Origin of the sequence: Achromobacter sp. (assembly GCF_032102605.1) — a bacterium.
Lineage (GTDB): Bacteria > Pseudomonadota > Gammaproteobacteria > Burkholderiales > Burkholderiaceae_B > Achromobacter.
In genome coordinates this window covers 175928-200211 of the sequence record NZ_DAMDGT010000004.1, presented here as the reverse complement: position 1 = coordinate 200211, position 24284 = coordinate 175928, and the positions used below count along the sequence as shown (strand labels likewise).

Here is a 24284-nt window from a genome sequence, read left to right as displayed (position 1 = left end):
TGGCGGCTTAGCGCCAAATGTTCCAGGGCGTCTGCATCCAGATCGCCACCACGACCAGCCAAACGCCAGTCAGCGGGATGAAGATTTTCCAACCCAAGCGCATGATCTGGTCGTAGCGGTAGCGCGGGAACGAGGCCCGGAACCACACGAACAACGAGACCACGACGAACGTCTTGAGACCCAGCCAGATCCAACCCGGAATCCAGGTCAGCGGCGCGATATCGATCGGGGAAGCCCAGCCGCCCAGGAACATGATCGAGGCCATGCAGGACAGCAGGATCATGTTGGCGTATTCGCCCAGGAAGAACAGCGCGAACGCCATGCCCGAGTATTCGACCATGTGGCCGGCCACGATTTCCGATTCGCCTTCCACCACGTCGAACGGGTGGCGGTTGGTTTCGGCAACGGCCGAGATCACGTAGATCACGAACAGCGGCAACAGCGGCAGCCAGTTCCAGGACATGAACGTCAGGCCCTTTTCGGCAAACCAGCCGCGGTTCTGGACGTTCACGATCTCGGACATGTTCAGGCTGCCGGACACCAGCAGCACCGTCACCAGCACGAAGCCGATGGCCAGTTCATACGACAGCATCTGGGCCGAGGCGCGCAGCGCGCCCAGGAACGCGTACTTGGAGTTGGACGCCCAGCCGGCGACGATCACGCCGTACACGCCGACGGACGTGATGGCCATGACGTACAGCAGACCGGCGTTGACGTTGGCCAGCACGACGTCCGGACCGAAGGGCACGACGGCCCAGGCTGCCAGCGCGGGCATCAGCGTGACCACCGGGGCCACGACGAACAGCACCTTGTTGGCCTGGCTGGGAACGACGACTTCCTTGGTCAGGAGCTTGAACACGTCGGCAAACGGCTGCAGCAGCCCCTTGAAACCGACGCGGTTCGGACCCATGCGCACGTGCATGGCGCCGATCATCTTGCGCTCCCAGTACGTCAGGTACGCCACGCACAGAATGATCGGCACGGCGATGACGACGATCTTGACGAGGGTCCAGAGGACCATCCAGACCGTCGGACCCAGCAATGCCTGACCGTGGCTTTCAAGAACATTGAGCCATTCCATCAGGCACGCTCCACGCTGATTTGACCAAATGCGCCACCCAGGGCAGCGGTACTTTCAAAGGCTGCGGAAATGCGCACGGCGCGATCGGCCACGGCATCGTCCTGGACGGTTTCGAGTTCGACGGCGCCCTGCCCGGCCGACACGCGCACCTTGACGCCAGCCGTCAGGCCCAGGCTGGTGAGCGTACGGCCGTTCATGGCGGCGGCGGGCTTCTTCGAGGCCGGCGAGGCCTGCAGCGGTTCCGAACGGCGCACCATCGCATCGGTGCGGTAGATCGGCACGTCGGCAACGCGTTCCAGGCCGGTGGCTGTCTGGCCCAGGCCCAGGGGGGCCTTGAGGTCGTTGGACAGGCGGCCTTCGATGCCGCCAGCCAGCACGGCGTCGCGCACGGACTCGGAGGTTTCGTCGTCGAAGCCGGCCAGGTGCAGGACGTTGCCCAGCACGCGCAGGACCTTCCAGCCCGGACGGGTCTGGCCGAACGGCGTGACCGTGCCCTTGAAGCTTTGAGCCAGACCTTGCGCGTTGACGAAGGTGCCCGAGGTTTCGGTGAACGGCGACACCGGCAGCATCACGTCGGCCCACTCGGCGGCAGCCGAGCGGTACGGCGTCAGCGCGACGGCGAATTGAGCGCCGCGCAGGGCGGCGATGGCCTGCTGGCCGTTGTCGGCGTCGAGCAGCGGCTCGGCGTGCAGGACCACATAGGCCTTGAGCGGTTCGGCCAGCATGGCTGCGGCGGTCTTGCCGCCCTTGCCCGGGATGGCGCCGGCAAGGTAACCGCCGACCGTGTTGCCGCCCGAGGTCAGGAAGCCAAACTTGCCGCCGGCCAGGTCGGCCACGGCGCGGCCGTTTGCGGCCAGTGTGGTGGCCTGGGCGCTGGCGACCGCCAGGTTGCCCATCAGCACGGCGGTGTTGGCGCCGGAAGCGAGGCTGGCGGCGATGAGCTTGGCGTTTTCGCCCGGCGTGACCGAAGCGAATTCAGCCGGCACCGCCTGTTCCTTGGCTTGCGCCAGCGCGACGGCCACTTCGGCCAGCGCGCGCGCCAGTTCGGACGGGGCGACGGTGATGCGCGCGGTGACGGGCATCAGGGGATCGTCGGCGGCGCTGTCGACCATCAGGATCTGCGTGCCGCGCTTGGCAGCCTGGCGCAGGCGCTGGGCCATCAGCGGGTGATCCTTGCGCAGGAACGAGCCGACGACCAGGACGCGGTCCAGGTTGTCGAGTTCAGCGATGGGCATGCCCAGCCACGGTGCGCCGGTCAGTGCGGCGTCGAAGGCCGGATCGGTCTGGCGCAGGCGGAAGTCGATGTTCTCGGAACCCAGCGCGCGAACCACGCGGCCCAGCAGTGCGTATTCTTCGGTCGTGGCGTATTCCGACGCCAGTGCTCCGATCTGGCCGGCGCCGAAGCTGTCACGCACGCGCGACAGGCCTTGGGCCACGGCCTGCAGGGCGTCAGCCCAGGAGGCTTCCTGCCACTTGCCGTCGGTGCCCTTGATCATCGGGGCGGACAGACGGTCATCGCTGTTCAGGCCTTCGTACGAGAAGCGGTCGCGGTCGCTGATCCAGCATTCGTTGACGGCTTCGTCTTCGAAGGGCACAACGCGCATGACGCGGTCGCCCTTGACCTGGACCACCAGGTTGGCGCCCAGGCTGTCGTGCGGGCTGACCGAACGACGGCGAGCCAGTTCCCAGGTGCGCGCGCTGTAGCGGAAGGGCTTGGAGGTCAGCGCGCCCACCGGACAGATGTCGATCATGTTGCCCGACAGTTCGGACTCGATCGAGCGGCCCACGAAGGTCGTGATCTCGGAGTGTTCGCCGCGGCCCAGCATGCCCAGTTCCATGACGCCGGCGATTTCCTGGCCGAAGCGCACGCAGCGGGTGCAGTGGATGCAGCGGGTCATTTCCTCGGCGGAAACCAGCGGGCCCAGGTCCTTGTGGAACACGACGCGCTTTTCTTCCTGGTAACGGGAAGAAGAGCCGCCGTAGCCCACGGCCAGGTCCTGCAGCTGGCATTCGCCGCCCTGATCGCAGATCGGGCAGTCGAGGGGGTGATTGATGAGCAAGAATTCCATCACCGACTTCTGAGCGGCGCGAGCCTTCTCCGAGCAGGTGTGGACGACCATGCCGTTGGTCACGGGCGTGGCGCAGGCGGGCAGCGCCTTGGGCGCTTTTTCCACTTCAACCAGGCACATCCGGCAGTTGGCCGCGATGGACAGTTTCTTGTGGTAGCAGAAATGCGGCACGTAAAGCCCGACTTTCTGGGCGGCATGCATGACCATGCTGCCTTCGGGCACTTCGACCTTGTTGCCGTCGACGGTTAGTTCAACCATTGCTGTTCCTGAGACCTACAGATATTGCGGGACCACACAAGACTTGTGCTCGATGTGGTGCGCGAATTCGTCGCGAAAATGCTTGAGGAAGCCACGTACGGGCATGGCGGCGGCGTCACCCAGGGCGCAGATGGTGCGACCCATGATGTTGAGGGCCACGTTATCCAGCAGCTCCAGATCTTCCGGACGGCCTTGACCGTTTTCGATGCGGTGCACCATGCGGTAGAGCCAGCCCGTGCCTTCGCGGCACGGCGTGCACTGACCGCAGCTTTCCTCGAAATAGAAGTACGACAGCCGGAGCAACGACTTCACCATGCAGCGCGTTTCGTCCATGACGATCACGGCGCCCGAACCCAGCATCGAGCCGGCCTTGGCGATGGAGTCATAGTCCATCGTGCATTCCATGATGATGTCGGCGGGCAGGACCGGGGCGCTGGATCCGCCGGGGATCACGGCCTTCAGTTTCTTGCCGCCGCGCATGCCGCCCGCCAGTTCCAGCAGGGTCGAGAACGGCGTACCCAGCGGGATCTCGTAGTTGCCGGGGCGTTCGACGTCGCCGGTGATCGAGAACAGCTTGGTGCCGCCGTTGTTCGGCTTGCCGACTTCGAGGTAGGCCTGGCCGCCGTTGCGGATGATCCACGGCACGGCCGCGAACGTTTCCGTGTTGTTGATCGTGGTGGGCTTGCCGTACAGGCCGAAGCTGGCCGGGAACGGCGGCTTGAAGCGCGGCTGGCCCTTCTTGCCTTCCAGGGATTCCAGCAGCGCGGTTTCTTCGCCGCAGATGTAGGCGCCGTAGCCGTGGAACGCGTGCAGCTGGAAGCTGAAGTCGGAACCAAACAGGCGGTCGCCCAGGAAGCCGGCGGCGCGCGCCTCTTCCAGTGCTTCCTCGAAGCGCTCGTAGACTTCGAAGATTTCGCCGTGGATGTAGTTGTAGCCGACGCTGATGCCCATGGCGTAGGCGGCGATCGCCATGCCTTCAATCACGATGTGCGGATTGAAGCGCAGGATGTCGCGGTCCTTGAACGTGCCGGGTTCGCCTTCGTCGGAGTTGCAGACCAGATACTTCTGGCCGGGGAAGGCGCGCGGCATGAAGCTCCACTTCAGGCCGGTCGGGAAGCCCGCGCCGCCGCGGCCACGCAGGCCCGACGCCTTGACTTCCGCGATCACGTCTTCCGGCTTCATGCCGGTGGTCAGGATCTTCTTCAGGGCTTCGTACCCGCCACGCTTGACGTAGTCGGCAAGGCGCCAGTTGGCGCCGTCGACGCCGTCCAGGATCTGCGGCTGGATGTGCCGGCCATGCAGGCACATCGAGTTGGACAGATCGTTCAGGGGGTTGGGTTCCAGCCCCTGCGCGAACTGCTTGTACAGGTCAGGCGCGTTCATGCCGACTCTCCTTGCTTGAGGGTCGCGACCAGCGCGTCCAGCTTCTCGTCGGTCATGCGCACGCACATATGCTTGTTGTTCACGATCAGCACGGGGGAATCGCCGCAAGCGCCCATGCATTCGCCTTCGACCAGGGTGAACTGGCCGTCTGCGGTGGTCTCGCGGTAATCGACACCCAGCTTGCGCTTGAGGTATTCGCCGGCACGGTCGCCGTCGCGCAAGGCACAGGGCAGGTTCGTGCAGACGGCGATCTTGTTCTTGCCGACGGGCTTGACGTCGAACATGTTGTAGAACGTGGCGACTTCCTGGACCGCGATGGGCGGAACGCCGATGTAGTTGGCCACATCTTCGATGATTTCGGTAGCCAACCAGCCCTTCTCTTCTTGCGCGATGGCAAGCGAGGCCATGATGGCGGACTGCCGCTGGTCGCCCGGGAACTTCGCGAGTTCACGGTCGATTTTCTGGTAGGCCTGTTCGGAAAGCAGCATAGTTTGAATCCGGGTTATGCGGGCGTGCTCGTGACTGTCTGGGCGGATCAGCGATCGATCTCGCCGAAAACGATGTCCTGCGTGCCAATGATGGTGACGGCGTCGGCGATCATGTGGCCGCGCGACATTTCATCCAGCGCTTGCAGGTGGACAAAGCCAGGCGCCCGAATCTTCAGGCGGTAAGGCTTGTTGGCGCCGTCGGACACCAGGTAGATGCCGAATTCGCCCTTCGGATGCTCCACCGAGGCGTAAGCCTCGCCCGGGGGCACGTGGAAACCTTCAGTGAAGAGCTTGAAGTGATGGATCAGCTCTTCCATGTTGGTCTTCATGGCGGTGCGCGACGGCGGGGCGATCTTGTGGTTTTCGATCATGACCGGGCCGGGATTGTTGCGCAGCCATTCCACGCACTGGCGGATGATGCGATTGCTCTGGCGCATTTCAGCGACGCGGACCAGGTAGCGGTCGTAGCAATCGCCGTTGACACCCACGGGGATGTCGAAATCGAGCAGGTCGTAGACTTCGTAGGGCTGCATCTTGCGCAGGTCCCAGGCCACGCCCGATCCACGCAGCATCGGGCCGGTGAAGCCCAGCGCCTTGGCGCGGTCGGGATCAACCACGCCGATGCCCACCAGGCGCTGCTTCCAGATGCGGTTGTCGGTGAGCAGCGTTTCGTACTCGTCGACGCATGCGGGGAAGCGGTTGGTGAAGTCTTCGATGAAGTCCAGCAGCGAACCCGAACGCGCGTCGTTCATGACGCGCATTTCCTTGTCGCCGCGGTACTTGCTGGTGTCGCCGTATTGCGGCATGGAGTCCGGCAGGTCGCGATAGACGCCGCCCGGACGGTAGTAGGCCGCGTGCATGCGCGCGCCCGAGACCGCTTCGTAGCAGTCCATCAGGTCTTCGCGCTCGCGGAAGGCATACAGGAACACCGCCATGGCGCCCACGTCCAGCGCGTGCGAACCCAGAGACATCAGGTGGTTCAGGAGACGGGTGATCTCGTCGAACATCACGCGGATGTATTGGGCGCGCAGCGGGGCCTCGACGCCCAGCAGCTTTTCGATGGCCATGACGTAGGCGTGCTCGTTGCACATCATGGACACGTAGTCCAGGCGGTCCATGTAGGGCAGCGCCTGGATGTAGGTCTTGTGCTCGGCCAGCTTCTCGGTGGCGCGGTGCAGCAGGCCGATGTGCGGATCTGCGCGTTGGATGACTTCGCCGTCAAGCTCGAGCACCAGGCGCAGCACGCCGTGCGCGGCCGGGTGTTGAGGACCGAAGTTGAGGGTGTAGTTCTTGATGTCTGCCATGATTCAACGCCCCATGCCGTAGGTGTCTTCGCGCACCACGCGCGGGGTGATCTCGCGGGGATCGATCGTGACGGGCTGGTAAATGACGCGCCGCTGTTCGGGGTCGTAGCGCATTTCGACGGTGCCCGAAAGCGGGAAGTCCTTGCGGAAGGGATGCCCGATGAAGCCGTAGTCCGTCAGGATGCGGCGCAGGTCGGGATGGCCTTCGAAGACGATGCCGTACAGATCGAAGGCTTCGCGCTCGAACCAGCCGACGGTAGGCCAGCATTCCATCAGCGAGGACACTACCGGGAATTCGTCGTCGGGAACCCAGGTGCGCACGCGCAGGCGGCAGTTGTTCTCGAGGGAGAGCAGATGCGCCACCACGGCGAAACGCGAACGATGCACTCGGGCGTTCGTTTCCTCGGGCAGTTGGCGCGTGCCGTTGCCCCAGGTCAGGTAGTCGACGCCGCAGAGGTCGATACAGGTTTCAAAGCGCAGGCCGGCTTCGGTGCGCAGCTTGTTGCAGACGGAGAACCACTGTTCCGCGGGCACTTCGAGCGTCAGCTCGCCCAGCGCCTCGGTCAGCGCGATATCCGCGCCGAGGGTGGTCTGCAAATTGTTTTTCAGGGATTCGAGCCTGGTCATCATCTTGTACGCTTAGGTGAACCGATACGCTGGTTTCGCTGGATTCGAGGCGGCGAGGCCTGCCGTCGAACCCGGTGAAGCATCAGCGCGCAATCGTGTTGGTCAGACGGATCTTGTTCTGCATTTGCAGCAAGCCGTAGACCAGCGCCTCGGCCGTGGGCGGGCAGCCCGGCACGTAGACGTCTACCGGTACGATGCGATCGCAGCCACGGACCACCGAATACGAGTAGTGGTAGTAGCCGCCGCCATTGGCACAGGAGCCCATGGAGACAACCCAGCGCGGCTCGGGCATCTGGTCATAGACCTTGCGCAGAGCCGGCGCCATCTTGTTGCACAGCGTGCCGGCGACGATCATGAGATCTGACTGGCGCGGGCTGGGCCGGAAGATGATGCCGAATTGGTCCAGGTCGTAGCGGGCCGCGCCCGCGTGCATCATCTCGACCGCGCAACAGGCCAGACCGAAGGTCATGGGCCACATGGAGCCGGTCTTCGCCCAGTTCAGGAACTTGTCGGCGCTGGTGGTGATGAACCCTTGCTTGAGAATGCCGTCTATAGCCATATTCGTCTCTGATAGCGTGCGTTGAAAGTACCCAGGGGGTTACTCCCAATCCAGCGCGCCCTTTTTCCATTCGTAGATGAAGCCGACGGTCAACACGGCGAGGAAAACCATGACCGTCCAGAAACCGACGAGTCCAACAGTGCCCTGAGCAATGGCCCACGGGAACAGGAACGCGATTTCCAGGTCGAAAAGAATGAACAGAATCGCCACCAGGTAGTAGCGCACGTCAAACTTCATGCGTGCATCTTCAAACGCTTCGAAGCCGCACTCATAGGGCGAGAGCTTCTCAGCGTAAGGACGCCGCGGGCCAAGGAGGGAGCCGGCCGTTAGCAGCGCGAACCCGATAAGGGTGGCCACTACGATAAACAGCAGGACGGGAAAATACTGTTGCAGGTTCATTCAGGCGTCCGTCAAATGCGCAAACCTTAGGATTGTAGCATTCGCGCGGTTACTTCCGGCTGAACTCTGTAGCTTGAATAGCGGGTGAAAGACTGCATTCCTCAAGTGGAACAATCGCAGCTTCCAACAGCGTTTTTCGATGGGCACACAGCTTGAACAACAAGCAGTCGTAGTATGCCCGAATTCAACCAGCAAACATAAAAACCACAAAAAAAAACCACCCTCGAAAGGGTGGTTTATGCGAACGGGCCGAAGCCCGTTCGCTCGCTTTCGCTTTGAATCCAGACAGGGCTTGCACCCTGCGTTGGATTAGAAGCGGTGGCGGATACCGACGCCGACGGCGGTCGACTTGGCGTCGTCCAGGAAGGCGTAGTTCTTGGCGTAGGAACCGTAGGCGTACAGGTTCGTGCGCTTCGACAGATCGTACGTGTAGCCGAGGCTGAACACGTTCATCGTTTCGGCGCCGTTTTCCAGGGCGTTCAGGTTGTTGTTGCTGGGGTCAACCATCTGCCACGAACCGAACAGTTGGCTGGCGCCACCGATGGGGGCCGACAGACCGACCATGTACGAGTTGGCCTTGAAGCCATCAGCGAAGATGTTGGTGCCGAAGCCGCTGAACGAAGACGTGCCCGTGGTGACCGAGGTACCGAAGCCTTGGCCGGCGAACCAACCGTCGGTGGTGCGAGCGTAAGCCAGAGCCAGCTTGACCACTTCGAAGTCATACGAACCGCCGATTGCGTACATGCGCGGGGTCGCGTCCGTAGCGCCGGAGGGCAGGTTGTTCGAGGCGTTCAGTTGGTCGTACGTCAGGGCGACGTTCAACGGGCCATTGACGTAGCGCAGACCGGTGGTGATAGCGCGGGTGTTGTCGGCGGTGCGGAAGCCCACTTGCGACGGAACGGCGGGCGTGGTCGCGGTGGCGGCACGGCCGGTGTTCGTGTCATCAGCGCTGAACGAGTAGCCAACGCCGAACTGGAAGCCGCTGAACGACGGGGTTTGGTACATGACCATGTTGTCGTAGCGTTGCGTGTTCGCAGCGCTCAGACCAACACCGATGTTGGCTTGACCGAAGCCAGCGCCGAACGGATCGATCGAGCCGAAGTACTTCGACGCGATGTTGGTTTGGCGACCGAAGTCCAGTTGACCCCAGCTGTCGCTGGCCAGACCGACGGTGGCTTGACGACCGAACAGACGACCGCCTTGAGCGGAGTTGCCGTTACCCGAGTTGAAGCCCGATTCCAGTTGGAAAACAGCGCGCAGGCCGTCACCCAGATCTTCCGAACCACGCAGACCCCAGCGCGAACCGTTCTGCACGCCGTTGATCATGCCGAAACGGCTTCCGTCGACGCGGGCGATGGTGTTGCCAGCAGCGTCCTTGATGGAGGCCTTGACGTCGTTGTAACCGATACCCGTATCAATGATGCCGTACAGGGTGACAGACGTTTCTGCCTGGGCGACACCGGCGAAACCGGCGAGCAGGGCGGCAGCGAGCAGAGTCTTTTTCATTTAAGAAATCTCCGTTGATTTGAGTGACAAGAGCAGCAATCCAGCAAACCAGCCTGCCGCCCCCCTAACTCCGCGAAGGGAAGTTGACGCTATTGCATCAAAAATCAGGGGGGCTGGCTACGGTCGGCATCAGAAAAGTGCACGTTTGCGACAGCCTTGTTGGGAACTTGCAACATCCCGCCGACGCTTGCCGAGCAACGCTAGGGCTTTCCCTTATCTGCCGGCCCGAGCGCGCAACCACGCGACTTTCGGCCCTGCCCCCAATTTTTTGGGCAATTCCAAAACGAATTCTTCAACCGATTTTCTGCGAGCTTCGAAGCGCCGAGCGACATCGATCGGGTGCCGGCACGGGAACTCCGACGCTGAAGATCATCGTAATCACAGGCAGCCGAAATAACGTTGTTATTAATAAAAATCGTCGATATGATCTGATGAATCGCCCTCTCCTGGCTAACAGATGTCTACCCCCTCCCCCCGCGCTGACCGCAACGAACGCCTGAGCGCCCTTCGCAGGCAGATTGTCCTGGACGCCGCCCAGCGCGTATTCGAGCGCGACGGTCTGGAGAAGACCACGATCCGCGCGATCGCCAGGGAGGCCGGCTGCACCACGGGCGCTATCTACCCGTGGTTCGCAGGCAAGGAGGCGCTGTACGGGGAATTACTGGATGAGTCGTTGCAGCGGCTGCACGCGCACCTGAAGCAGGCCGCGACGGATTCAGAACCGCCGTCCGCCGCGCGCAATGTCGTCCACGCCTTCTTTGGGTACTACGCCGACCGGCGCACGGACTTCTCGTTGGGGCTGTATCTGTTCCAGGGGCTTGGACCGCGAGGACTGGGCCGGGACATGGACGAGCAACTGAACGGGCGGCTGCGGGAATGTATTGACCTTATTGGACACGCGCTGGCGCGCACGAAGGCGTGGGAGGATGGCGTCGTCCAGGTCGAACAGATGAATGTCTTTACCTATTTGATGGGCCTGTTGCTGCTGTTGCATACGCGCCGCCTCAAATCCCTGGGCCAGCAGGCCGAAGCGCTGCTGGACACCTATTGCCACGCCCTGGAACAACGATGACTGCAATCGACCTGGCCTCCGACGTGCAAGCGCCACTGATCACGCTTGCGGATTTTCATGTGCTGCTGGCCGACCAGCATCCCTTTTCGATGCTGCTTGGCATCGACGTGCTGCACATCGGCCACGGCACGGCCCACGCCATACTGCCCGCGCGTGACGCTCACCAGCGCCTGGGGGGTATCGTCGCGGGCCCGATGCTGATGGGACTTGCGGATCTGGCCATGTATGCCGCGGTGGTGGGCGCCACCGGGCAGGCCCACGCGGTCACCGCGAGCCTGACCATCAACTTCCTGCGCAAGAGCCCCGCCGGCGCCATTCATGCCCACGCCCGCCTGCTGAAGGTGGGCCGCCTGTCCGCCGGCGAGGTCACCTTGACGGGCGAAGGCTCCGATGAGCCCCTCGCGCACATCGTGAGCACGTGGTCGGTGCCCAGGCCATGAGCCCGCGCGTCAGCATCGTCGGCATGGGCCGGCTGGGCACGTGGGCCGCCCGGCGCCTGTTGGCCGCCGAACCCGACATCGCACTGACGCTCTACGATATCGAGTCCGCCCGCTGCGAGGATTTCCGGGGCAGCGCCACGCTGGCCACATCGGCGCGCGAAGCGCTGGCGGAGTCGGACACGATCGTGCTGGCCCTGCCACGCGAACGCGAGATCGACCGCACGCTCGAGCGCTTCAGCGATGGGCAGGTCACCGCGCCCATTGCCGGAAAGCTGATCATCGACCTGGACCCGCCGCCTGCCGAGCGGGCGACGCAGCTGGACCGGGCCATCGCCAGCGCGGGCGGACGCTATGCGCGCGCGCCGCTGCGGGTTGGCGTCGGAGAGGACGTCGAAGCGCGCCTACTGAACGCGTTGAACCATTCCGCCTGACGCGTGCAGGCGCTCGATGGCCGCGACGCATAGCGTCAGCCAACACAGGCTGACCGAAAGGCCCGCCACGACATCGCTGGCGAAGTGCACCTGCAGCAGGATCCGGCTCAGGCCGATCGCCATGATCAGCGCGGCCATGACGGCCACGCAGGGCAAGCGCCACGCCGGCGGCGCCAGGCGCCACATCAGGTAGCAGGCCGTGCCGTACACGGCCATGGCGGCCGACGAATGGCCGCTGGGAAAGCTCCACCCGGTCGCGATGACATAACCGTGATCGTGGAGCGGCCGCACGCGCTCGAACGTATGCTTGAGCAGCCAATTGAGCGCGCCACCCAGGCCGGTCGCGATGGCGCAAAACACGGCAAACTGCCACCGGCCACGCCAGAGCAGGCCGAGCGTCATCAGCACGCTCACGACGGTAAGCAGGTTGCGGTCGCCCAGGTAGGTGAACCAGGAAAGCAGCCACAGCATCGACGTGGACATGGTCATGCTGAGCGCATTGGCCAGCGCGCCGTCGAACGCCACGACCATTCCGCGATGCTCGACCGCCAGGGCCAGCACGAGGAACAGCGCGAAAGACACGCAGGCCGTCGTGGCAAAAAGCGCCGTGCGCCCGTTTGCGGACAGCCTGCGGTAGCACTGCATGAACAGCAGCGCGACGCCGCCCGCCAGGACCGGCAGCACGAAAAACAGTTGCAAGGCATGGGCCGCGGCCCATGCCGCGTAGGCATCGGTCATGAATGCGCCATCAAAAAGAAAAAAGTGCGACGACCGAACGACTCATCGCGACAGGGTGACCAGCGTCTTGTCGACGGGCGAGAATGCATGGGCGCCCGCCGCATAGTCCCACCGCTCGACATGGCACACCTGCCCGCCGTCTTCCTGCGCCCAGGTGATCACCCCCAGCGAATTGGGCACGCTGCCCCGCACGCGGTGAGAGCAGGTAGTCCCCGCCTGGACGATCCAGCCGGCTGGCGCCGACGCGGCGGTCAGGGGCAAGACGTAGGGCAAGTGTATGTGACCGCCCAGCACCAGGTCGACGCCTGCCTGCGACCAGGCGGCAAGCGCCCGTTCGCGGCCGATAAGCAGGTTGGAGAGGTCGGACTCCACTTTGGCGCGCACGGGATGGTGGGCCACGACGATGCGCAACTGGCCCGGCCTCGCCTGGCGCAGCCGCTGCGAGACGCGGGCGATCTGCGTGTCGGAGATTTCGCCGTCCTTGCGGCGCCTTGGCCGCGTGGTGTTCACCCCGATGGCCAGCACGCCGTCGTTCTCGAACACGGGTTCGAGAATCGGGCCCAGCGCGCGCTTGTAGTTGCCGTACGGGTTCAGCGCGCGCGCGAACACGTTGAAAAGTGGGATGTCATGATTGCCGGGCACGGCCAATACCGGCAGCGACAGGCGCTCGATAAACCGGCGGGCGGCAGTGAACTGGCCGCGGCGGGCGCGCTGCGTGATGTCCCCGCTGAGGACGACCAGGTCCGGGGCCAGCGATCGGGCAAGATCAAGGACAGCCTCGACGACCGCTTTGCGTTCGGTGCCGAAATGGGTATCGGACAGATGCAGGATGCGCGTCATGAACGATCCAGGTACTCGGAGTCCGCGGGCACCACGAGCGGCAGCCGGTCCGCGGCCACCTTGAATTCCAGCGGCGTGTCCATCCAGGAAATTTCGCCATCCATGGCGACCTTGACGCGTCGGCGGCCCCGGACGCGCACCGTCAGCCGGTCGAACGCGAAGCTGACGACGTGTTCGGCTTCGCCCAGCCGGCTGAGCAGGCCCCGGACCAGCAGGCCGTACAGGGCCAGCGTGCCAACCGGCTTTGCCGACATGGCGACCAGCCGGTTGTGATCGAGTTCTGCGTGGTCGATGCCGATGTGCTCGAGCTGCAGCTTGTTGTTGCCGACCACCAGGGTGGGCGAACGCATATTGCGCGCCTTGCCCTCGTATTCGAGTTCGAGCCCGAGGTGGCGAGGCTCGCGCAGCAGCGTGACCAGCCCCGACCAAAGGGCCACCCAGCGCTTGCGGCCGAACCGCTGCTTGTAGGCTTCGCGGTCTTCGAGCAGCTGTGGATACAGTCCGAGGCTGGCGTTGACGAGGAACAGCCGGCCGTTCAGCATGCCGACCTGCACCGGACGCAGGCTGCCTTGAAGAAAGCCGCGCAGCGCCACTTCGGTTTCCTGCGAGATACCGTAAGTGCGACCGAAATAGTTGAAGGTGCCTTGCGGCAGGATGCCGAAGGGCACGCCCTGCCCCAGGACCGTGCCCGCCACGGCGTTCAGCGTGCCGTCGCCGCCGGCGGCGATGACGACGCCTTGTTCGTCCTGGGCGCGCTTGACCGCCTGCCGTGCGACGTCCGTCAGGCGCGATGGGTCGTCCACCGGCATGAGTTCGTAGCGTCGGCCGGATTCATCGAGGATGCGGCGGATGGTGTCCTGCAGGACCTGCGCGTCGCCGCGCCCCGATCCGGTGTTGAGGACAATGAAGAGAGGTTCAGTTCCCGTGAGGGGTCGAGCCGCTGGTGCCGGGCTCTGCTCGGTTGGCGTCATGCGACAAACATACCCTATGCGGGCAAACTGCCGCAAGACGCCGCGGCGCATGGCAACTGCAGGACGGGTGCCGCGCGCCGCTCCGGTCAACGTCCGATGGCGTACGCCTGCATCAGTCGCGGCGTGGCCGCCGCATGCAACAGGCCATCGGGATCGCGCGAGGCCGCGGTCAGGCGGCCCACTGACCATTCGGGCACCTCCTCGATCTGGTGTCCACGCTGGCGCAAGGCCTCGATGACGTCGGCGCCGAAGCTGGCTTCCAGCGCCAGGTGTCCCGGCTTGCGGTCGCGGGGATAGAACGACGTGGGGAAATGCATGGTGTGCGACATGGGCAGGTCGATAGCTTCCTGCAGGTTCAAGCCATGGTGTACATGGCGCAGGAAGAACAGCAGCTGCCATTGCTCCTGCTGGTCGCCGCCCGGCGTGCCGAACGCCAGATAAGGCTTGCCGTCGCGCAGGGCCAGCGACGGGGTCAGCGTGGTGCGCGGGCGCTTGCCCGGCGCCAGCGTGCCCGGCAGGCCCTCTTCCAGCCAGAACATCTGGGCGCGCGTGTTCAGTCCAAAGCCCAGTTCGGGAATGACCGGCGACGACTGGAACCAGCCGCCCGACGGCGTGGCCGAGATCATGTTGCCCCAACGGTCGATGACGTCCACGTGCGTCGTGTCGCCGCGCTTGGCCGACGCGCGCATGTCGGCAAGCGTGGGCTCGTTGGTGGCGCTGCCGGGCGCGGTGATGGGCGACAGGCGCTGCAGCGTGTCCATGACGCGCGCCACCTGCGCCTCGAAGCCGGGCACCGTCCCAGGCAGCAGGTCGCGAGACGCGGTCTCGCCGATCAGCTTGCGGCGTTCGGCGTTGTACTCGTCCGAGAGCAGGTGGGCCAGCGGCACGTCGATGAAAGCCGGGTCGCCGTAATAGGCCTCGCGGTCCGCGAAGGCCAGCTTCATGGCTTCGGTGATGCGGTGGACGAATTCCGCGCTGGTGGGACTGACGCCCGCCAGATCCATTTCCTTCAGGATGGCGAGCGTCTGCAGGAAGACCGGCCCCTGGCTCCACGCGCCGGCCTTCGCCACCGTGTAGCCGTGGTAATCGTAGGTCAGCGGTTTGTCGTAGCTGGCGGACCAGCCAGCCAGGTCGTCCGCCGTGATGACGCCGCGGTGTGTCGTGCCGCTTTCGTCCATGACATCGGTGTTGCGGGCGAACCGGTCGATCTCTTCGGCGATGAAACCGCGGTAGAAGGCGTCGCGGGCGGCTTCGATCTGGCGCTCGCGGTCGGCGCCTGCGCTCTCGGCTTCTTTCAGCACCCGCATCCAGGTGCGTGCCAGCGCCGGATTGCGGAACAGCTTGCGCGCCGCCGGCACCTGGCCGCCCGGCACGTAGACCGCTGCAGTCGTCGGCCAGTGCGTTTCGAAGAAATCCTTCAGCCCGGCGATCGTGTTGGAGATGCGCGGCATCAGCGCATGGCCATGTTCGGCGTAATAGATGGCGGGTTCGAGGACGTCCCGTACGCGCATCGTGCCGTGGTCGCGCAGCAGCAGCATCCAGGCATCGAACGCGCCCGGAATGACGGTGGCGAGCAGGCCATTGCCGGGAATGAGCTTGAGGCCTTCGGCGCGATAGCGCTCCAGGGTTGCGGCGGCGGGCGTCGTGCCCTGTCCGCACAACACCTCGACCTTGCCGGTGCGCGCGGAATAGAACACAGCGGGCACCTCGCCGGCCGGGCCGACCAGGTGGGGTTCGACCACCTGCAGCACGAACGCCGAGGCGGCGCAGGCGTCGAACGCGTTGCCGCCGCGCTCCAGCAACGACATGCCGGCCGCGCTGGCCAGCCAATGGGTGGACGTCACGACACCAAAGGTGCCGAGGATTTCCGGGCGAGTCGTAAACATGATGGTCCTGTTCTTTGGGGTATCAGACGCCCTGGCGGCATCGAAACGGGCAGAGGTCGTCGCGTCGGGGTGTCGGACATCTGCGGAAAAATCCATGCGATGGTCCGAACCCATGTCACTACATAAAAGTAAAACGCGGAAGGCAAAAGGCGTTGCACTGGACATACGCCATCGAGGCACCGCGGATCCGGCTCCGCCGGTCCGCAGGTGGGCCCCCTTGAGGGGGACCCGCGCAGCGGGTCGGGGGTGGGACCTCCCCCCGGTCCGCAGGTGTCGCCCCCTGGGGGGCCCGCGTAAGCGGGTACGGGGGGGCCTATTTCTTCGTGACGCCCTTCAGGCGGATCAGGCCGTCGGGATAGGGAACGAAGCCGTCCACCTTGGCTTGCACGCCGAACGTCCACGGCAGATAGAACAGATAGATGATGGGACGCTGGTCCTGCATCGCCGCCAGCACCTGGTCGTACAGGGCGCGGCGCTTGGCGGTGTCGGCCTCGGCGCGAGCGTCGTTCAGCAGCTTGTCCACGCCGGCGTCGCAGAACTTGCCGTCGTTCAGGTTGCCCTTGCAGCTGAGGTACTGGTGGATGTTGCCGCTGGGATCGACGCGGCCGGACCAGCCGCTCTGGCCCACCTGGAAGTCGCCGCGGGCCAGCGACGATTGCAGCGAGGCGAACTCGACCGGACGCAGGGTGATGTCGAACCCGGCTTCCGCCCCCATGGCCTGCACCAGTTCGAAGACCTGCTGCATGGTGGTGTTGTTGCCGAAGGTGATCTCGAACTTCACGCGGTCGTAGCCGGCTTCCTTCAGCAGGGCCTGCGCCTTCTTGGGATCGCGGCCCTGGCGCTCGAACGACTTGTTGAAGGCGAAGCTGGCGGGGGGGAACGGCTGGTAGGCGGGTTGGAACATGCCTTCGCCGATCACCTGGTTCAGCACGTCGCGGTCGATGGCCAGGTCCAGCGCCTGGCGCACACGCTTGTCCTTGGCCAGCGGATGGTCGGCGCGCGCGCCGTTGGCGAGGTTCACGGAAATGGACTGGAAGCCCAGGCCGGTGACCGGAGCGAGGCGCAGGCTGGCGTCGTCCTTGACGGCCTTGGCGTCGCTGGGCGCCACGCGTTCGATGATGTCCAGGTCGCCCGCGCGCAGGTTGTTCAGGCGCACGGTGTTGTCCGGGATCGGCGTATAGACCAGGCGATCGAAGTGATAGTTGGCCGCGTCCCAGTACTTGGGGAATTTCTCGAGCACGATGCGGTCGTTCTGCACGCGCTCTTTGAATTGGTACGGACCGGAGCACACGGGCTTGCCGCCGGGATCCTTGTCGAAGCTGGCGGGCGAAATCATCATGCCGGCGCGGTCGGACAGCTGCGACAGCAGCGAGGCGTCGGGCTCGGACAGGTTCAGCACCACGGTCTGGTCGTCCGGCGTGTCGATACTGGCGACGGTGGCCAGTTCGCTCTTGCGGTTGCTGTCCGGCAGCGTGCGGGCGCGGTCGAGGTTGGCCTTGACGGCGGCGGCGTTGATGGGCGTGCCGTCATGGAAGACGGCGTCGGTGCGCAGCTTGAACGTCAGCGTCTTGTTGTCGGGGCCGACGGACCAGGACTGCGCGAGCTGGGGCACGAACTTCAGGTCGGGCGTGATGTCGACGAGTCGGTCGCACAGCGAGGCAAACACGATGCGGCCGACAAAAGTGCGGGCGCGCGCCGGATCCAGCACGTCCGGATCGTCCTGCAGTCCGATACGCAGGGTGGACTGGGCATGCGCCAGTCCGGAAGCCAGCATTCCCGCCATGGCCATGGCGAGGCAAAGTTTACGCATGAATGATCTCCGTCGAATCAGGGCGGCCGGTTTTCCTATGCGCCGTCGGCGCATCGCCTGGCAATGAGAAAAGCCGCCCCCGAGCCGTGCCGCATCGCCGGGCCCATCCCCCGCTGCGCACGTTGTTGTTGGATTCTGCGCCAGGCGCGCGGCGATTGTATAGACCGGCGGCTGTCGCGCCGCTAAATATACGCCGGTGGCGGCCGCCTTGCGGACGCGGGCGTCAGGGCAACCGGCACGGAGCCGCGAAGTCCACCGAGGCGGCCACCGCGTCCCGCAACATGGCGACGAGCGGTCGCGTGTCGTCGCGCCGGTATTGAAAGGCGTAGGGCAAGGCCGCCAGTTCGGGTTCGCCATGCAGCACGCGCAGGCTGCCCTCGGCCTGGAGCGCGTCGGCCCAATGGCTGGGAAGCAACCCTACCCCGGTGCCCTCGATCAGCAGGCCGACAATGGCGCCCCAGTTGTTGCAGCAGAGGCGTTCGCCCGCGACGTCGCGGCCCGCCATCCAGTCATCGATGATGCGCGTCGTGCCCGCGCCTTCGGGCAGCGTCACCAGCGGCAGACGCGCCAGCAGCGCCAGCGTCATGCGGGTTTGCCCAGCCGTCAGCGCCGAGGGCGCCGCTGCCCAGGAAAAACGGGCTTCGCCGATGGGCGACGAGGCAATTCCGGGCCGCGAAGATCGTCCGGCGATGACTGCGAAGTCCAGTTCGCCGTCTGCGACCCGCTGCTCCAGCACCTGGCCGATGTCGACATACGGTTCCAGCACCAGTTCCGGGTAGGCGGCGCGCACGGCGCCGATCAGGCGCGGCAGCCATGTAAGCGCGGTCAGCTCGCCCACGCCGAAGCGGCAACGGCCGCGCAAGCCGGGGGTTTCGGCCATGGAGGCTCGAACCTGGTCGGCGGCCTCGAGCAGTCCGCGGGCCTGCGGCACCAGCCGCTGGCCCGCATCCGTGAGCACAGCCTTGTGGCCGCTGCGGTCGAACAGCGCCTGTCCCAACGCTTCTTCAAGTTCGGTGATGCGCTTGGACAGCGACGAGACCGACAGATGCAGGCGCTCGGCAGCCACGGCGAAACTTGCGCAGGTGGCGGCCCAGTAAAAGGCTTCGAGCTGCTTGAGGGTCATGGACGCTCGCTGACCCGGTAGGCGCAGCGGCGCGCCCCCGCAAGGATGTGTTCTTCCCGTTCGACCTGGACGCCTTCGCCGAGCACTTTGCGGAACAGTTCAAGTTCGCTGCGGCAAAAGCCCATACAGGCCTTTGCCGCGGAACAGATGGGACAGTGGTTTTCGATGAAGACGAAATCTGCTCCGTCCTGGCGCATTTCGGCCATGTAGCCTTCCGCGCTGCGCACCTCGACCAGGCGTTCCAGCCGCTCTTTCAGGCTTCGGGCGTCCAGCATCGCGCGCTGGTAGCCGTTCAGCATGCTGCTTTCTCGCGCCTGGACCAGTTTGTCGATGCCCTCGTCCCCGAACACCTGGCGCACGGCCGTGATCATCTGCACCGTCATCTCGGCATGCGTGTCCGGAAAGCGTCCGTGCCCCGCTTCGGTCAGGAACCAGATCTGCGTCGGCCGCCCCCGCCCCGCGCCGCGGCTCTCGGAATCGACCAGCCCGTCCGCGTGCAGCCGGGTCATCTGCTGGCGCACCGCCTCGGCTGTCACGTCCATGGCCCGGGCTATGACCGCGACGGACTGCGGCCCGCGCGTCTTGAGTGTCATGAGCACGCGGTCCGCCGGCTGATGCGGCGTCCCGGCGGCGGGGTGGGACAGGCTGTCGGACATGAGGGTAACGATGCTCCGGAAGAAGGTTCCTATGGTGCCATGGGCAGCGGGCTTGCGGTCAACCAGCGCCGGGCGGCGTGGCCGCGGCCGCCGCGGCGGAGGTTTCCGGCGGGGCTTCCCAGCCGCCGCCCAGCGCCTTGTACAGCGCGATCAGTCGCGTGTAGGACTCGGTTTCCGCGACTGCCACGGCGTCCTGGGCGCGCAAAAGCGTACGCTGCGCGTCCAGCACGGTCAAATAGGCCGTGCTGCCTTCGCGGTAGCGCAGCCGCGCCAGTTCCGCGGCCCTTCCGCTGTGCGCTGCGGCCTGGACCAGGTTCGCCAGGCGCTGCTGCGTCTGCCCATATTCCGCCAACGCCGACTCCAGTTCCTCTACCGCGCGCAGCACCGCCTGTTCATAGCGGGCGGCTTCGCCCTGAAGGCGCGCCTCGGCCCCGCGCTTGCGGGCCAGCGCCGTGGGCAGGTGAAAGGCCGGCCAGTCCGCCGCCGCCGCCACCGAGAAGGCGCGGCTGCTTCCCGTGCCGAAGTCCGCGCCTCGCAGGGCGACGAAACCCAGGAATCCGCCCAGGTCGATGCGGGGATACAAGTCGGCCGTGGCGACGCCGACGTCCGCATTCGCGGCCGCCATGTTGCGCTCGGCCGCCAGGACGTCGGGGCGGCGGGACAGCAAGGCGCCCGCGTCGCCGATCGGCAGCCGGGCCGTCAGCGGGGTCAAAGGCTTGCCCGCATCCAGTTCACCCAGTTCCACCGGTCGCAGCCCGGCCAGCACCGCGATGCGGTACAGAGCCAGCCGCCGCGCGGTTTCCTGCACGGGCACGCTGGCCAGCACGGTTTCCAGTTCGGCTCGCGCGCTGGCGAGGTCGCCTTCGTCCCCGCGCCCGGCCGACACCATGGCTTCGGTCACACGCAGGCTGTCTTGCTGACTGGCCAGGTTGGCGCGCGCCACGGCCAGGCGCTGCTCCGCGCCGCGCAGTTCGAAATAGTTGCGCGCCACTTCGGCCGCGACGACGATGCGGGCCTGGGCGAGATCAGCGGCCTGCGCCTCGCTGATGGCAGCTGCGCCTTCAGCCGCGCGGCGCAGACGGCCGAACAGGTCCAGTTCCCAGGTGGCGTCGAACCCAGCCCGGTAGCTTTCGGCCAGGTTGCGCTGCCCGGCAACACCGGGGTTGGCCTGCGAAAGACTGCGTTCATAACCGCCGTTCAGCGTCACGGCGGGCAGCTTGTCCAGTTCCTTTTCGTCCAGCACCGCACGCGACTCGGCAAGGCGGGCTTGGGCGATGCGGATGTCCAGGTTGCGGACCAACGCCAGGTCGATCAGGCGGTCGAGCTGCGGGTCCTGCAGTTGCTTCCACCACTCGCGCTGAAGCTGGTCGGTGGAAAACATCGCCAGTTCCGGACTGGCCAGAACGACAGCGTCAGGCTGCGGCTTTTGGTAGTCGGGGCCGACGGCGCACCCGGCGGCCAGCGCCGCCAGCAGCAGGATGGCGCCGCGGCGCAAGCGTTTGGAAAGGTATTGCATATCCATGATCGATTCCTCAGTGGCCGGCCGCCGCGCCGGCTGCACGCGCATCCTCGGCCTCGGCCAGCGCCAGTTCGCGGGCTCGGGGCGTCTCGTTCGCCGCCCGGTGATCCCGCGCAAACACGGTGTAGACGGTGGGCAGGACAAACAGCGTAAAGAGCGTGCCCACCAGCAGCCCCACCACGATGACCAGCCCCAGGCTGTAGCGGCTGTGCGCGCCGGCCCCGGTGGCAAAAAGCAAGGGAATCAGCCCCATGACCATCGCCGCCGTCGTCATCAGGATGGGACGCAGGCGGATGCGGGCGGCCTGCTCCATCGCCGCGCGCCGGTCCAGGCCGTGGCTGACCTGCATTTCGTTGGCGAATTCCACCATCAGGATGCCGTGCTTGCTGATCAGCCCGATCAAGGTCACCAGGCCGATCTGCGTATAGATGTTGATGGTCGCCATGCCCAGCGCCAGCGGGATCAGCGCGCCGCAGATCGACATCGGCACGCTCACCAGGATGATGAACGGGTCGCGCAGGCTCTCGTACTGCGCGGCCAGGACCAGGTAGATAACGATGATGGCGAAGATGAAGGTGATCATCAGCGCCGAGCCTTCCTGGGTGAATTGCCGGGCGTCGGACTGCCAGTCGTAGCTGAACCCCGCGGGCAGCGCCTGAGCCTGGCGCGTCAGGAACTGCACCGCGTCGCCCATCGTGACGCCCGGCATGGGAATCGCCTGGAACGTGGCGGCGTTCAACTGGTTGAACTGGGTCAGCTTGTTGGGCTCGACGCCCATGGACACCGACACGATGTTGGACAGCGGCACCTGGGCGCCGCTGGCGCTTTTCACATGGTATTGCGCCAGCGCCTGCGGCGAGATGCGCTGTTCGCGCAGGCTTTGCGGAATGACGTCATAGGAACGTCCGTCCATGCCGAAACGGTTGACGTAGTTCTCGCCCACCAGCACGGCCAGCGTGTCGCCGATGGCCTTCATGGTGACGCCCAGGCTGTTGGCCTTGGCGCGGTCCACCTTCAACTGCACGACCGGATTGTTGTAGTCCAGGTCGCTGTCCACCACCATGAAGAGGCCACTGTCACGCGCCGCCTTCTTCAGGTCCTCCATGGCCTCGTAGACGACGGCGTAGTCCGAGGCGCTCATCAGCACCATCTGCACGGGCAGCCCGCCGGTGGATCCCGGCAGGGACGGCAACTGGAACGCAAAGATGTTGCTGCCTTCGACCCGGTTCGCCATCGATTGCATGTCGGCCTGGATCTCGTCGGCGGAACGCGTGCGGTCCTGCCAATCCACGAAGTCCACGCCGCCGATGCTGTTTGACACGCCGTCCGACCCGTTGATCAGCCAGCGCCCCTTCTGTTCGGGCAGCGTCTTCATGACGTCGTCCCACTTCTTGCCGAACTTCTCGACGTAATCGATGTTGGCCTGCTGGGGCGATTTGATGGCCGTCAGCACCGTGGACTGGTCTTCGACCGGCGCCAGCTCCCGCTGGGCAGCGTTGTACAGGAACGGCAGGCTGGCCAGCACCGCCACCGCCAGCGCGCCGGTGATCCAGCGGTGATGCAGCGATATGTCGAGCACGCGGCCATAGGCATCGCCCAGGCGGCCGAAGAAGTGCTCGGCGCGGCGGGCCATCCAGCCCTCCGACACGCGGCCATGCAGCAGGAATGAACTCATCACGGGCGACAGCGTCAGCGCGATCACGCCGGACACCACCACGGCGCCCGCCAGGGTGAACGCAAACTCCTTGAAGAGCGATCCGGTCAGACCGCCCATCAGCCCGATCGGCGCATAGACGGCCGCCAGCGTGATGGTCATGGCGATCACCGGGCCGGCCACTTCGCGGGCGCCGATCAGCGCGGCGCGCACGGGCGACTTGCCTTCCTCGATGTGGCGGTGCACGTTTTCGACCACGACGATGGCGTCGTCCACCACCAGCCCGATCGCCAGCACCATGGCAAGCAGCGTCAGCAGATTCACGCTGAAACCGAACAGCGCCATGATGGCCGCGCCGCCCAGCATGGACAGCGGGATGGTCACCACGGGAATCAGCACGGCGCGCAGCGATCCCAGGCACAGGAAGATCACCGCCACCACGATGACGATGGCCTCCAGCAGCGTGCGCGTCACGCCGTCGATGGAGGCGCTGATGAAGCGGGCCAGTTCGAACGGCACCTGCACGCTCGTGCCCGGCGGCAGGCTTTGCTTGATGTTGGGCAGCAGTTCGTTCAAGCGCTGCACGATGACCAGGGGATTGCCCACCGGCGTGGCGTTCAGGCCGAAATACACCGCCGGCTCGCCGTCCATCAATCCGCTGGAATCGGTGGACGCCGCTCCGAGCTCCACGGTGGCCACGTCGCCCAGGCGCACGATCACGCCGCCGTCGCGCTTGATGACCAGGTCGCGGAATTCCGCCACGTTGACCAGATCGGTGTTGATCTGGATGTTGGACACCACGTACAGGCCCTTGGCCTGTCCAGGCGCCGCCTGCACGTTGTTCTCGCGCAGCGCATCGGCCAGTTCGCCGGCGGAGATGCCGCGCGCCGCCATGCGGTCGGGGTCCAGCCAGACCCGCATCGCCAGCTTCTGCCCGCCGTACAGTTCGACGCTGGCCACGCCGTCGATCGACGACAGCTGCGGCTGCACCACGCGCGACAGGTAGTCGGTCAGCGCAGCCAGCGACAGCGTGCTGCTGGAAAATCCGACATAGGCCACGGCCGTGGCCTCGCCCGCGGACTTGACCAGCACGGGATCGTAGACGTCCTGCGGCAGGCGGTACTTGACCTCGTTGACCTTGGCCATCACCTCGGTCATGGCCTTGTTGGAATCCGCGTTCAGCTTCATCCGCACGGTGATGACGCTGCGGCCTTGGGTGGACGACGAGGACAGGTAATCGATGCCCTCGACGGTCGCCACGGACTGGGCGATGGGCTGCGTCACGAAGCCCTGCATCAGATCGGGCGACGCGCCCGGGTATTGGGTGGTGATGGTGATGGTGGTGCTTTCGGTCAACGGGTACTGCCGGACGGGCAGCCCGCTCAGGGCCTTGATGCCCAGGAGCAGGATGAGGGTGCTGACCACCAGCGCCAGCACGGGGCGGCGCACGAACAGGTCTGTGAATGTCAT

General features: G+C 65.3%; 21 protein-coding genes. 3 read left to right on the top strand and 18 right to left on the bottom strand.

Annotated features, from left to right (window positions below; translation table 11 throughout):
- Positions 1–7: 7 nt before the first annotated feature.
- From nuoH to RT614_RS11335, 9 genes are all read right to left on the bottom strand, one after another.
- The gene (gene nuoH, locus RT614_RS11375) at positions 8–1081 is read right to left on the bottom strand and encodes an NADH-quinone oxidoreductase subunit NuoH (RefSeq protein WP_313622223.1); all 1074 of its coding nucleotides are present in this window, start codon (positions 1079–1081) and stop codon (positions 8–10) included.
- Positions 1081–3408, bottom strand: coding sequence for an NADH-quinone oxidoreductase subunit NuoG (nuoG, locus tag RT614_RS11370; protein ID WP_313622222.1), 2328 nt, complete (start codon positions 3406–3408; stop codon positions 1081–1083). Before nuoG ends, nuoH begins: the two co-directional genes overlap by 1 nt.
- A 15-nt stretch (positions 3409–3423) precedes the next feature.
- Entirely contained in the window at positions 3424–4791 is a 1368-nt protein-coding gene (nuoF, locus tag RT614_RS11365; RefSeq protein ID WP_313622221.1) for an NADH-quinone oxidoreductase subunit NuoF, read from the bottom strand.
- Entirely contained in the window at positions 4788–5279 is a 492-nt protein-coding gene (gene nuoE, locus RT614_RS11360) for an NADH-quinone oxidoreductase subunit NuoE (RefSeq protein WP_313622220.1), read from the bottom strand. The genes nuoF and nuoE overlap by 4 nt, the downstream gene beginning before the upstream one ends.
- Positions 5280–5326: 47 nt before the next feature.
- The gene (locus tag RT614_RS11355) at positions 5327–6583 is read right to left on the bottom strand and encodes an NADH-quinone oxidoreductase subunit D (RefSeq protein WP_313622219.1); all 1257 of its coding nucleotides are present in this window, start codon (positions 6581–6583) and stop codon (positions 5327–5329) included.
- Positions 6584–6586: 3 nt separating this feature from the next.
- Positions 6587–7213 (bottom strand): NADH-quinone oxidoreductase subunit C, encoded by a 627-nt coding sequence (locus RT614_RS11350; RefSeq protein ID WP_313622218.1) that lies wholly within the window; start codon positions 7211–7213, stop codon positions 6587–6589.
- A 79-nt stretch (positions 7214–7292) separates the two neighbouring features.
- Entirely contained in the window at positions 7293–7769 is a 477-nt protein-coding gene (locus RT614_RS11345) for a NuoB/complex I 20 kDa subunit family protein (RefSeq protein ID WP_006217960.1), read from the bottom strand.
- Positions 7770–7808: 39 nt separating this feature from the next.
- Positions 7809–8168, bottom strand: a complete 360-nt coding sequence (locus RT614_RS11340) for an NADH-quinone oxidoreductase subunit A (protein ID WP_006217959.1) — start codon at positions 8166–8168, stop codon at positions 7809–7811.
- 309 nt (positions 8169–8477) lie between these two features.
- The gene (locus tag RT614_RS11335; protein ID WP_313622217.1) at positions 8478–9674 is read right to left on the bottom strand and encodes a porin; all 1197 of its coding nucleotides are present in this window, start codon (positions 9672–9674) and stop codon (positions 8478–8480) included.
- A 457-nt stretch (positions 9675–10131) separates the two neighbouring features.
- On the opposite strand from RT614_RS11335, the gene RT614_RS11330 reads away from it, so the two are divergent.
- The 3 genes from RT614_RS11330 to RT614_RS11320 are packed head-to-tail and all read left to right on the top strand — an operon-like array spanning position 10132 to position 11617.
- Positions 10132–10746, top strand: a complete 615-nt coding sequence (locus RT614_RS11330) for a TetR/AcrR family transcriptional regulator (RefSeq protein WP_313622216.1) — start codon at positions 10132–10134, stop codon at positions 10744–10746.
- The gene (locus RT614_RS11325) at positions 10743–11186 is read left to right on the top strand and encodes a PaaI family thioesterase (RefSeq protein ID WP_313622215.1); all 444 of its coding nucleotides are present in this window, start codon (positions 10743–10745) and stop codon (positions 11184–11186) included. Before RT614_RS11330 ends, RT614_RS11325 begins: the two co-directional genes overlap by 4 nt.
- Positions 11183–11617, top strand: coding sequence for an NAD(P)-binding domain-containing protein (locus RT614_RS11320; RefSeq protein WP_313622214.1), 435 nt, complete (start codon positions 11183–11185; stop codon positions 11615–11617). Before RT614_RS11325 ends, RT614_RS11320 begins: the two co-directional genes overlap by 4 nt.
- Here RT614_RS11320 and RT614_RS11315 read toward each other — a convergent pair.
- From RT614_RS11315 to RT614_RS11275, 9 genes are all read right to left on the bottom strand, one after another.
- A complete protein-coding gene (locus RT614_RS11315; RefSeq protein WP_313622213.1) occupies positions 11588–12355 on the bottom strand; it encodes a phosphatase PAP2 family protein in 768 nt (255 codons plus the stop codon). The two genes, RT614_RS11320 and RT614_RS11315, sit on opposite strands and share 30 nt — an antisense overlap.
- A gap of 42 nt (positions 12356–12397) precedes the next feature.
- Positions 12398–13195, bottom strand: coding sequence for a metallophosphoesterase family protein (locus RT614_RS11310; RefSeq protein ID WP_313622212.1), 798 nt, complete (start codon positions 13193–13195; stop codon positions 12398–12400).
- Positions 13192–14166 carry a diacylglycerol kinase family protein gene (locus RT614_RS11305; RefSeq protein WP_313622211.1) on the bottom strand — a complete coding sequence of 325 codons (975 nt, stop codon included), beginning with the start codon at positions 14164–14166 and terminating at the stop codon, positions 13192–13194. The genes RT614_RS11310 and RT614_RS11305 overlap by 4 nt, the downstream gene beginning before the upstream one ends.
- Before the next feature lie 86 nt (positions 14167–14252).
- The gene (locus tag RT614_RS11300) at positions 14253–16052 is read right to left on the bottom strand and encodes a gamma-glutamyltransferase family protein (RefSeq protein ID WP_313622210.1); all 1800 of its coding nucleotides are present in this window, start codon (positions 16050–16052) and stop codon (positions 14253–14255) included.
- Between the two features lie 313 nt (positions 16053–16365).
- The gene (locus tag RT614_RS11295) at positions 16366–17862 is read right to left on the bottom strand and encodes an ABC transporter substrate-binding protein (RefSeq protein ID WP_313622209.1); all 1497 of its coding nucleotides are present in this window, start codon (positions 17860–17862) and stop codon (positions 16366–16368) included.
- A 223-nt stretch (positions 17863–18085) separates the two neighbouring features.
- Positions 18086–18985 carry a LysR family transcriptional regulator gene (locus tag RT614_RS11290; protein WP_313622208.1) on the bottom strand — a complete coding sequence of 300 codons (900 nt, stop codon included), beginning with the start codon at positions 18983–18985 and terminating at the stop codon, positions 18086–18088.
- Positions 18982–19641 carry a metalloregulator ArsR/SmtB family transcription factor gene (locus RT614_RS11285; protein WP_313622207.1) on the bottom strand — a complete coding sequence of 220 codons (660 nt, stop codon included), beginning with the start codon at positions 19639–19641 and terminating at the stop codon, positions 18982–18984. The genes RT614_RS11290 and RT614_RS11285 overlap by 4 nt, the downstream gene beginning before the upstream one ends.
- Positions 19642–19699: 58 nt before the next feature.
- A complete protein-coding gene (locus RT614_RS11280) occupies positions 19700–21163 on the bottom strand; it encodes an efflux transporter outer membrane subunit (RefSeq protein WP_409558449.1) in 1464 nt (487 codons plus the stop codon).
- A 10-nt stretch (positions 21164–21173) separates the two neighbouring features.
- On the bottom strand, positions 21174–24284 hold the full coding sequence (locus RT614_RS11275; protein WP_313622206.1) for a MexW/MexI family multidrug efflux RND transporter permease subunit: 3111 nt from the start codon (positions 24282–24284) through the stop codon (positions 21174–21176).

Coding starts and splice junctions, on each gene's coding strand:
- RT614_RS11290 (WP_313622208.1), bottom strand. CDS start 18,985: ATGACCCTCAAGCAGCTCGAAGCCTTTTACTGGGCCGCCACCTGCGCA.
- RT614_RS11345 (WP_006217960.1), bottom strand. CDS start 7,769: ATGGCTATAGACGGCATTCTCAAGCAAGGGTTCATCACCACCAGCGCC.
- RT614_RS11320 (WP_313622214.1), top strand. CDS start 11,183: ATGAGCCCGCGCGTCAGCATCGTCGGCATGGGCCGGCTGGGCACGTGG.
- nuoH (WP_313622223.1), bottom strand. CDS start 1,081: ATGGAATGGCTCAATGTTCTTGAAAGCCACGGTCAGGCATTGCTGGGT.
- RT614_RS11280 (WP_409558449.1), bottom strand. CDS start 21,163: ATGGATATGCAATACCTTTCCAAACGCTTGCGCCGCGGCGCCATCCTG.
- RT614_RS11310 (WP_313622212.1), bottom strand. CDS start 13,195: ATGACGCGCATCCTGCATCTGTCCGATACCCATTTCGGCACCGAACGC.
- nuoF (WP_313622221.1), bottom strand. CDS start 4,791: ATGAACGCGCCTGACCTGTACAAGCAGTTCGCGCAGGGGCTGGAACCC.
- RT614_RS11295 (WP_313622209.1), bottom strand. CDS start 17,862: ATGCGTAAACTTTGCCTCGCCATGGCCATGGCGGGAATGCTGGCTTCC.
- nuoE (WP_313622220.1), bottom strand. CDS start 5,279: ATGCTGCTTTCCGAACAGGCCTACCAGAAAATCGACCGTGAACTCGCG.
- RT614_RS11305 (WP_313622211.1), bottom strand. CDS start 14,166: ATGACGCCAACCGAGCAGAGCCCGGCACCAGCGGCTCGACCCCTCACG.
- RT614_RS11275 (WP_313622206.1), bottom strand. CDS start 24,284: ATGACATTCACAGACCTGTTCGTGCGCCGCCCCGTGCTGGCGCTGGTG.
- RT614_RS11350 (WP_313622218.1), bottom strand. CDS start 7,213: ATGATGACCAGGCTCGAATCCCTGAAAAACAATTTGCAGACCACCCTC.
- RT614_RS11355 (WP_313622219.1), bottom strand. CDS start 6,583: ATGGCAGACATCAAGAACTACACCCTCAACTTCGGTCCTCAACACCCG.
- RT614_RS11285 (WP_313622207.1), bottom strand. CDS start 19,641: ATGTCCGACAGCCTGTCCCACCCCGCCGCCGGGACGCCGCATCAGCCG.
- RT614_RS11325 (WP_313622215.1), top strand. CDS start 10,743: ATGACTGCAATCGACCTGGCCTCCGACGTGCAAGCGCCACTGATCACG.
- RT614_RS11335 (WP_313622217.1), bottom strand. CDS start 9,674: ATGAAAAAGACTCTGCTCGCTGCCGCCCTGCTCGCCGGTTTCGCCGGT.
- RT614_RS11330 (WP_313622216.1), top strand. CDS start 10,132: ATGTCTACCCCCTCCCCCCGCGCTGACCGCAACGAACGCCTGAGCGCC.
- nuoG (WP_313622222.1), bottom strand. CDS start 3,408: ATGGTTGAACTAACCGTCGACGGCAACAAGGTCGAAGTGCCCGAAGGC.
- RT614_RS11300 (WP_313622210.1), bottom strand. CDS start 16,052: ATGTTTACGACTCGCCCGGAAATCCTCGGCACCTTTGGTGTCGTGACG.
- RT614_RS11340 (WP_006217959.1), bottom strand. CDS start 8,168: ATGAACCTGCAACAGTATTTTCCCGTCCTGCTGTTTATCGTAGTGGCC.
- RT614_RS11315 (WP_313622213.1), bottom strand. CDS start 12,355: ATGACCGATGCCTACGCGGCATGGGCCGCGGCCCATGCCTTGCAACTG.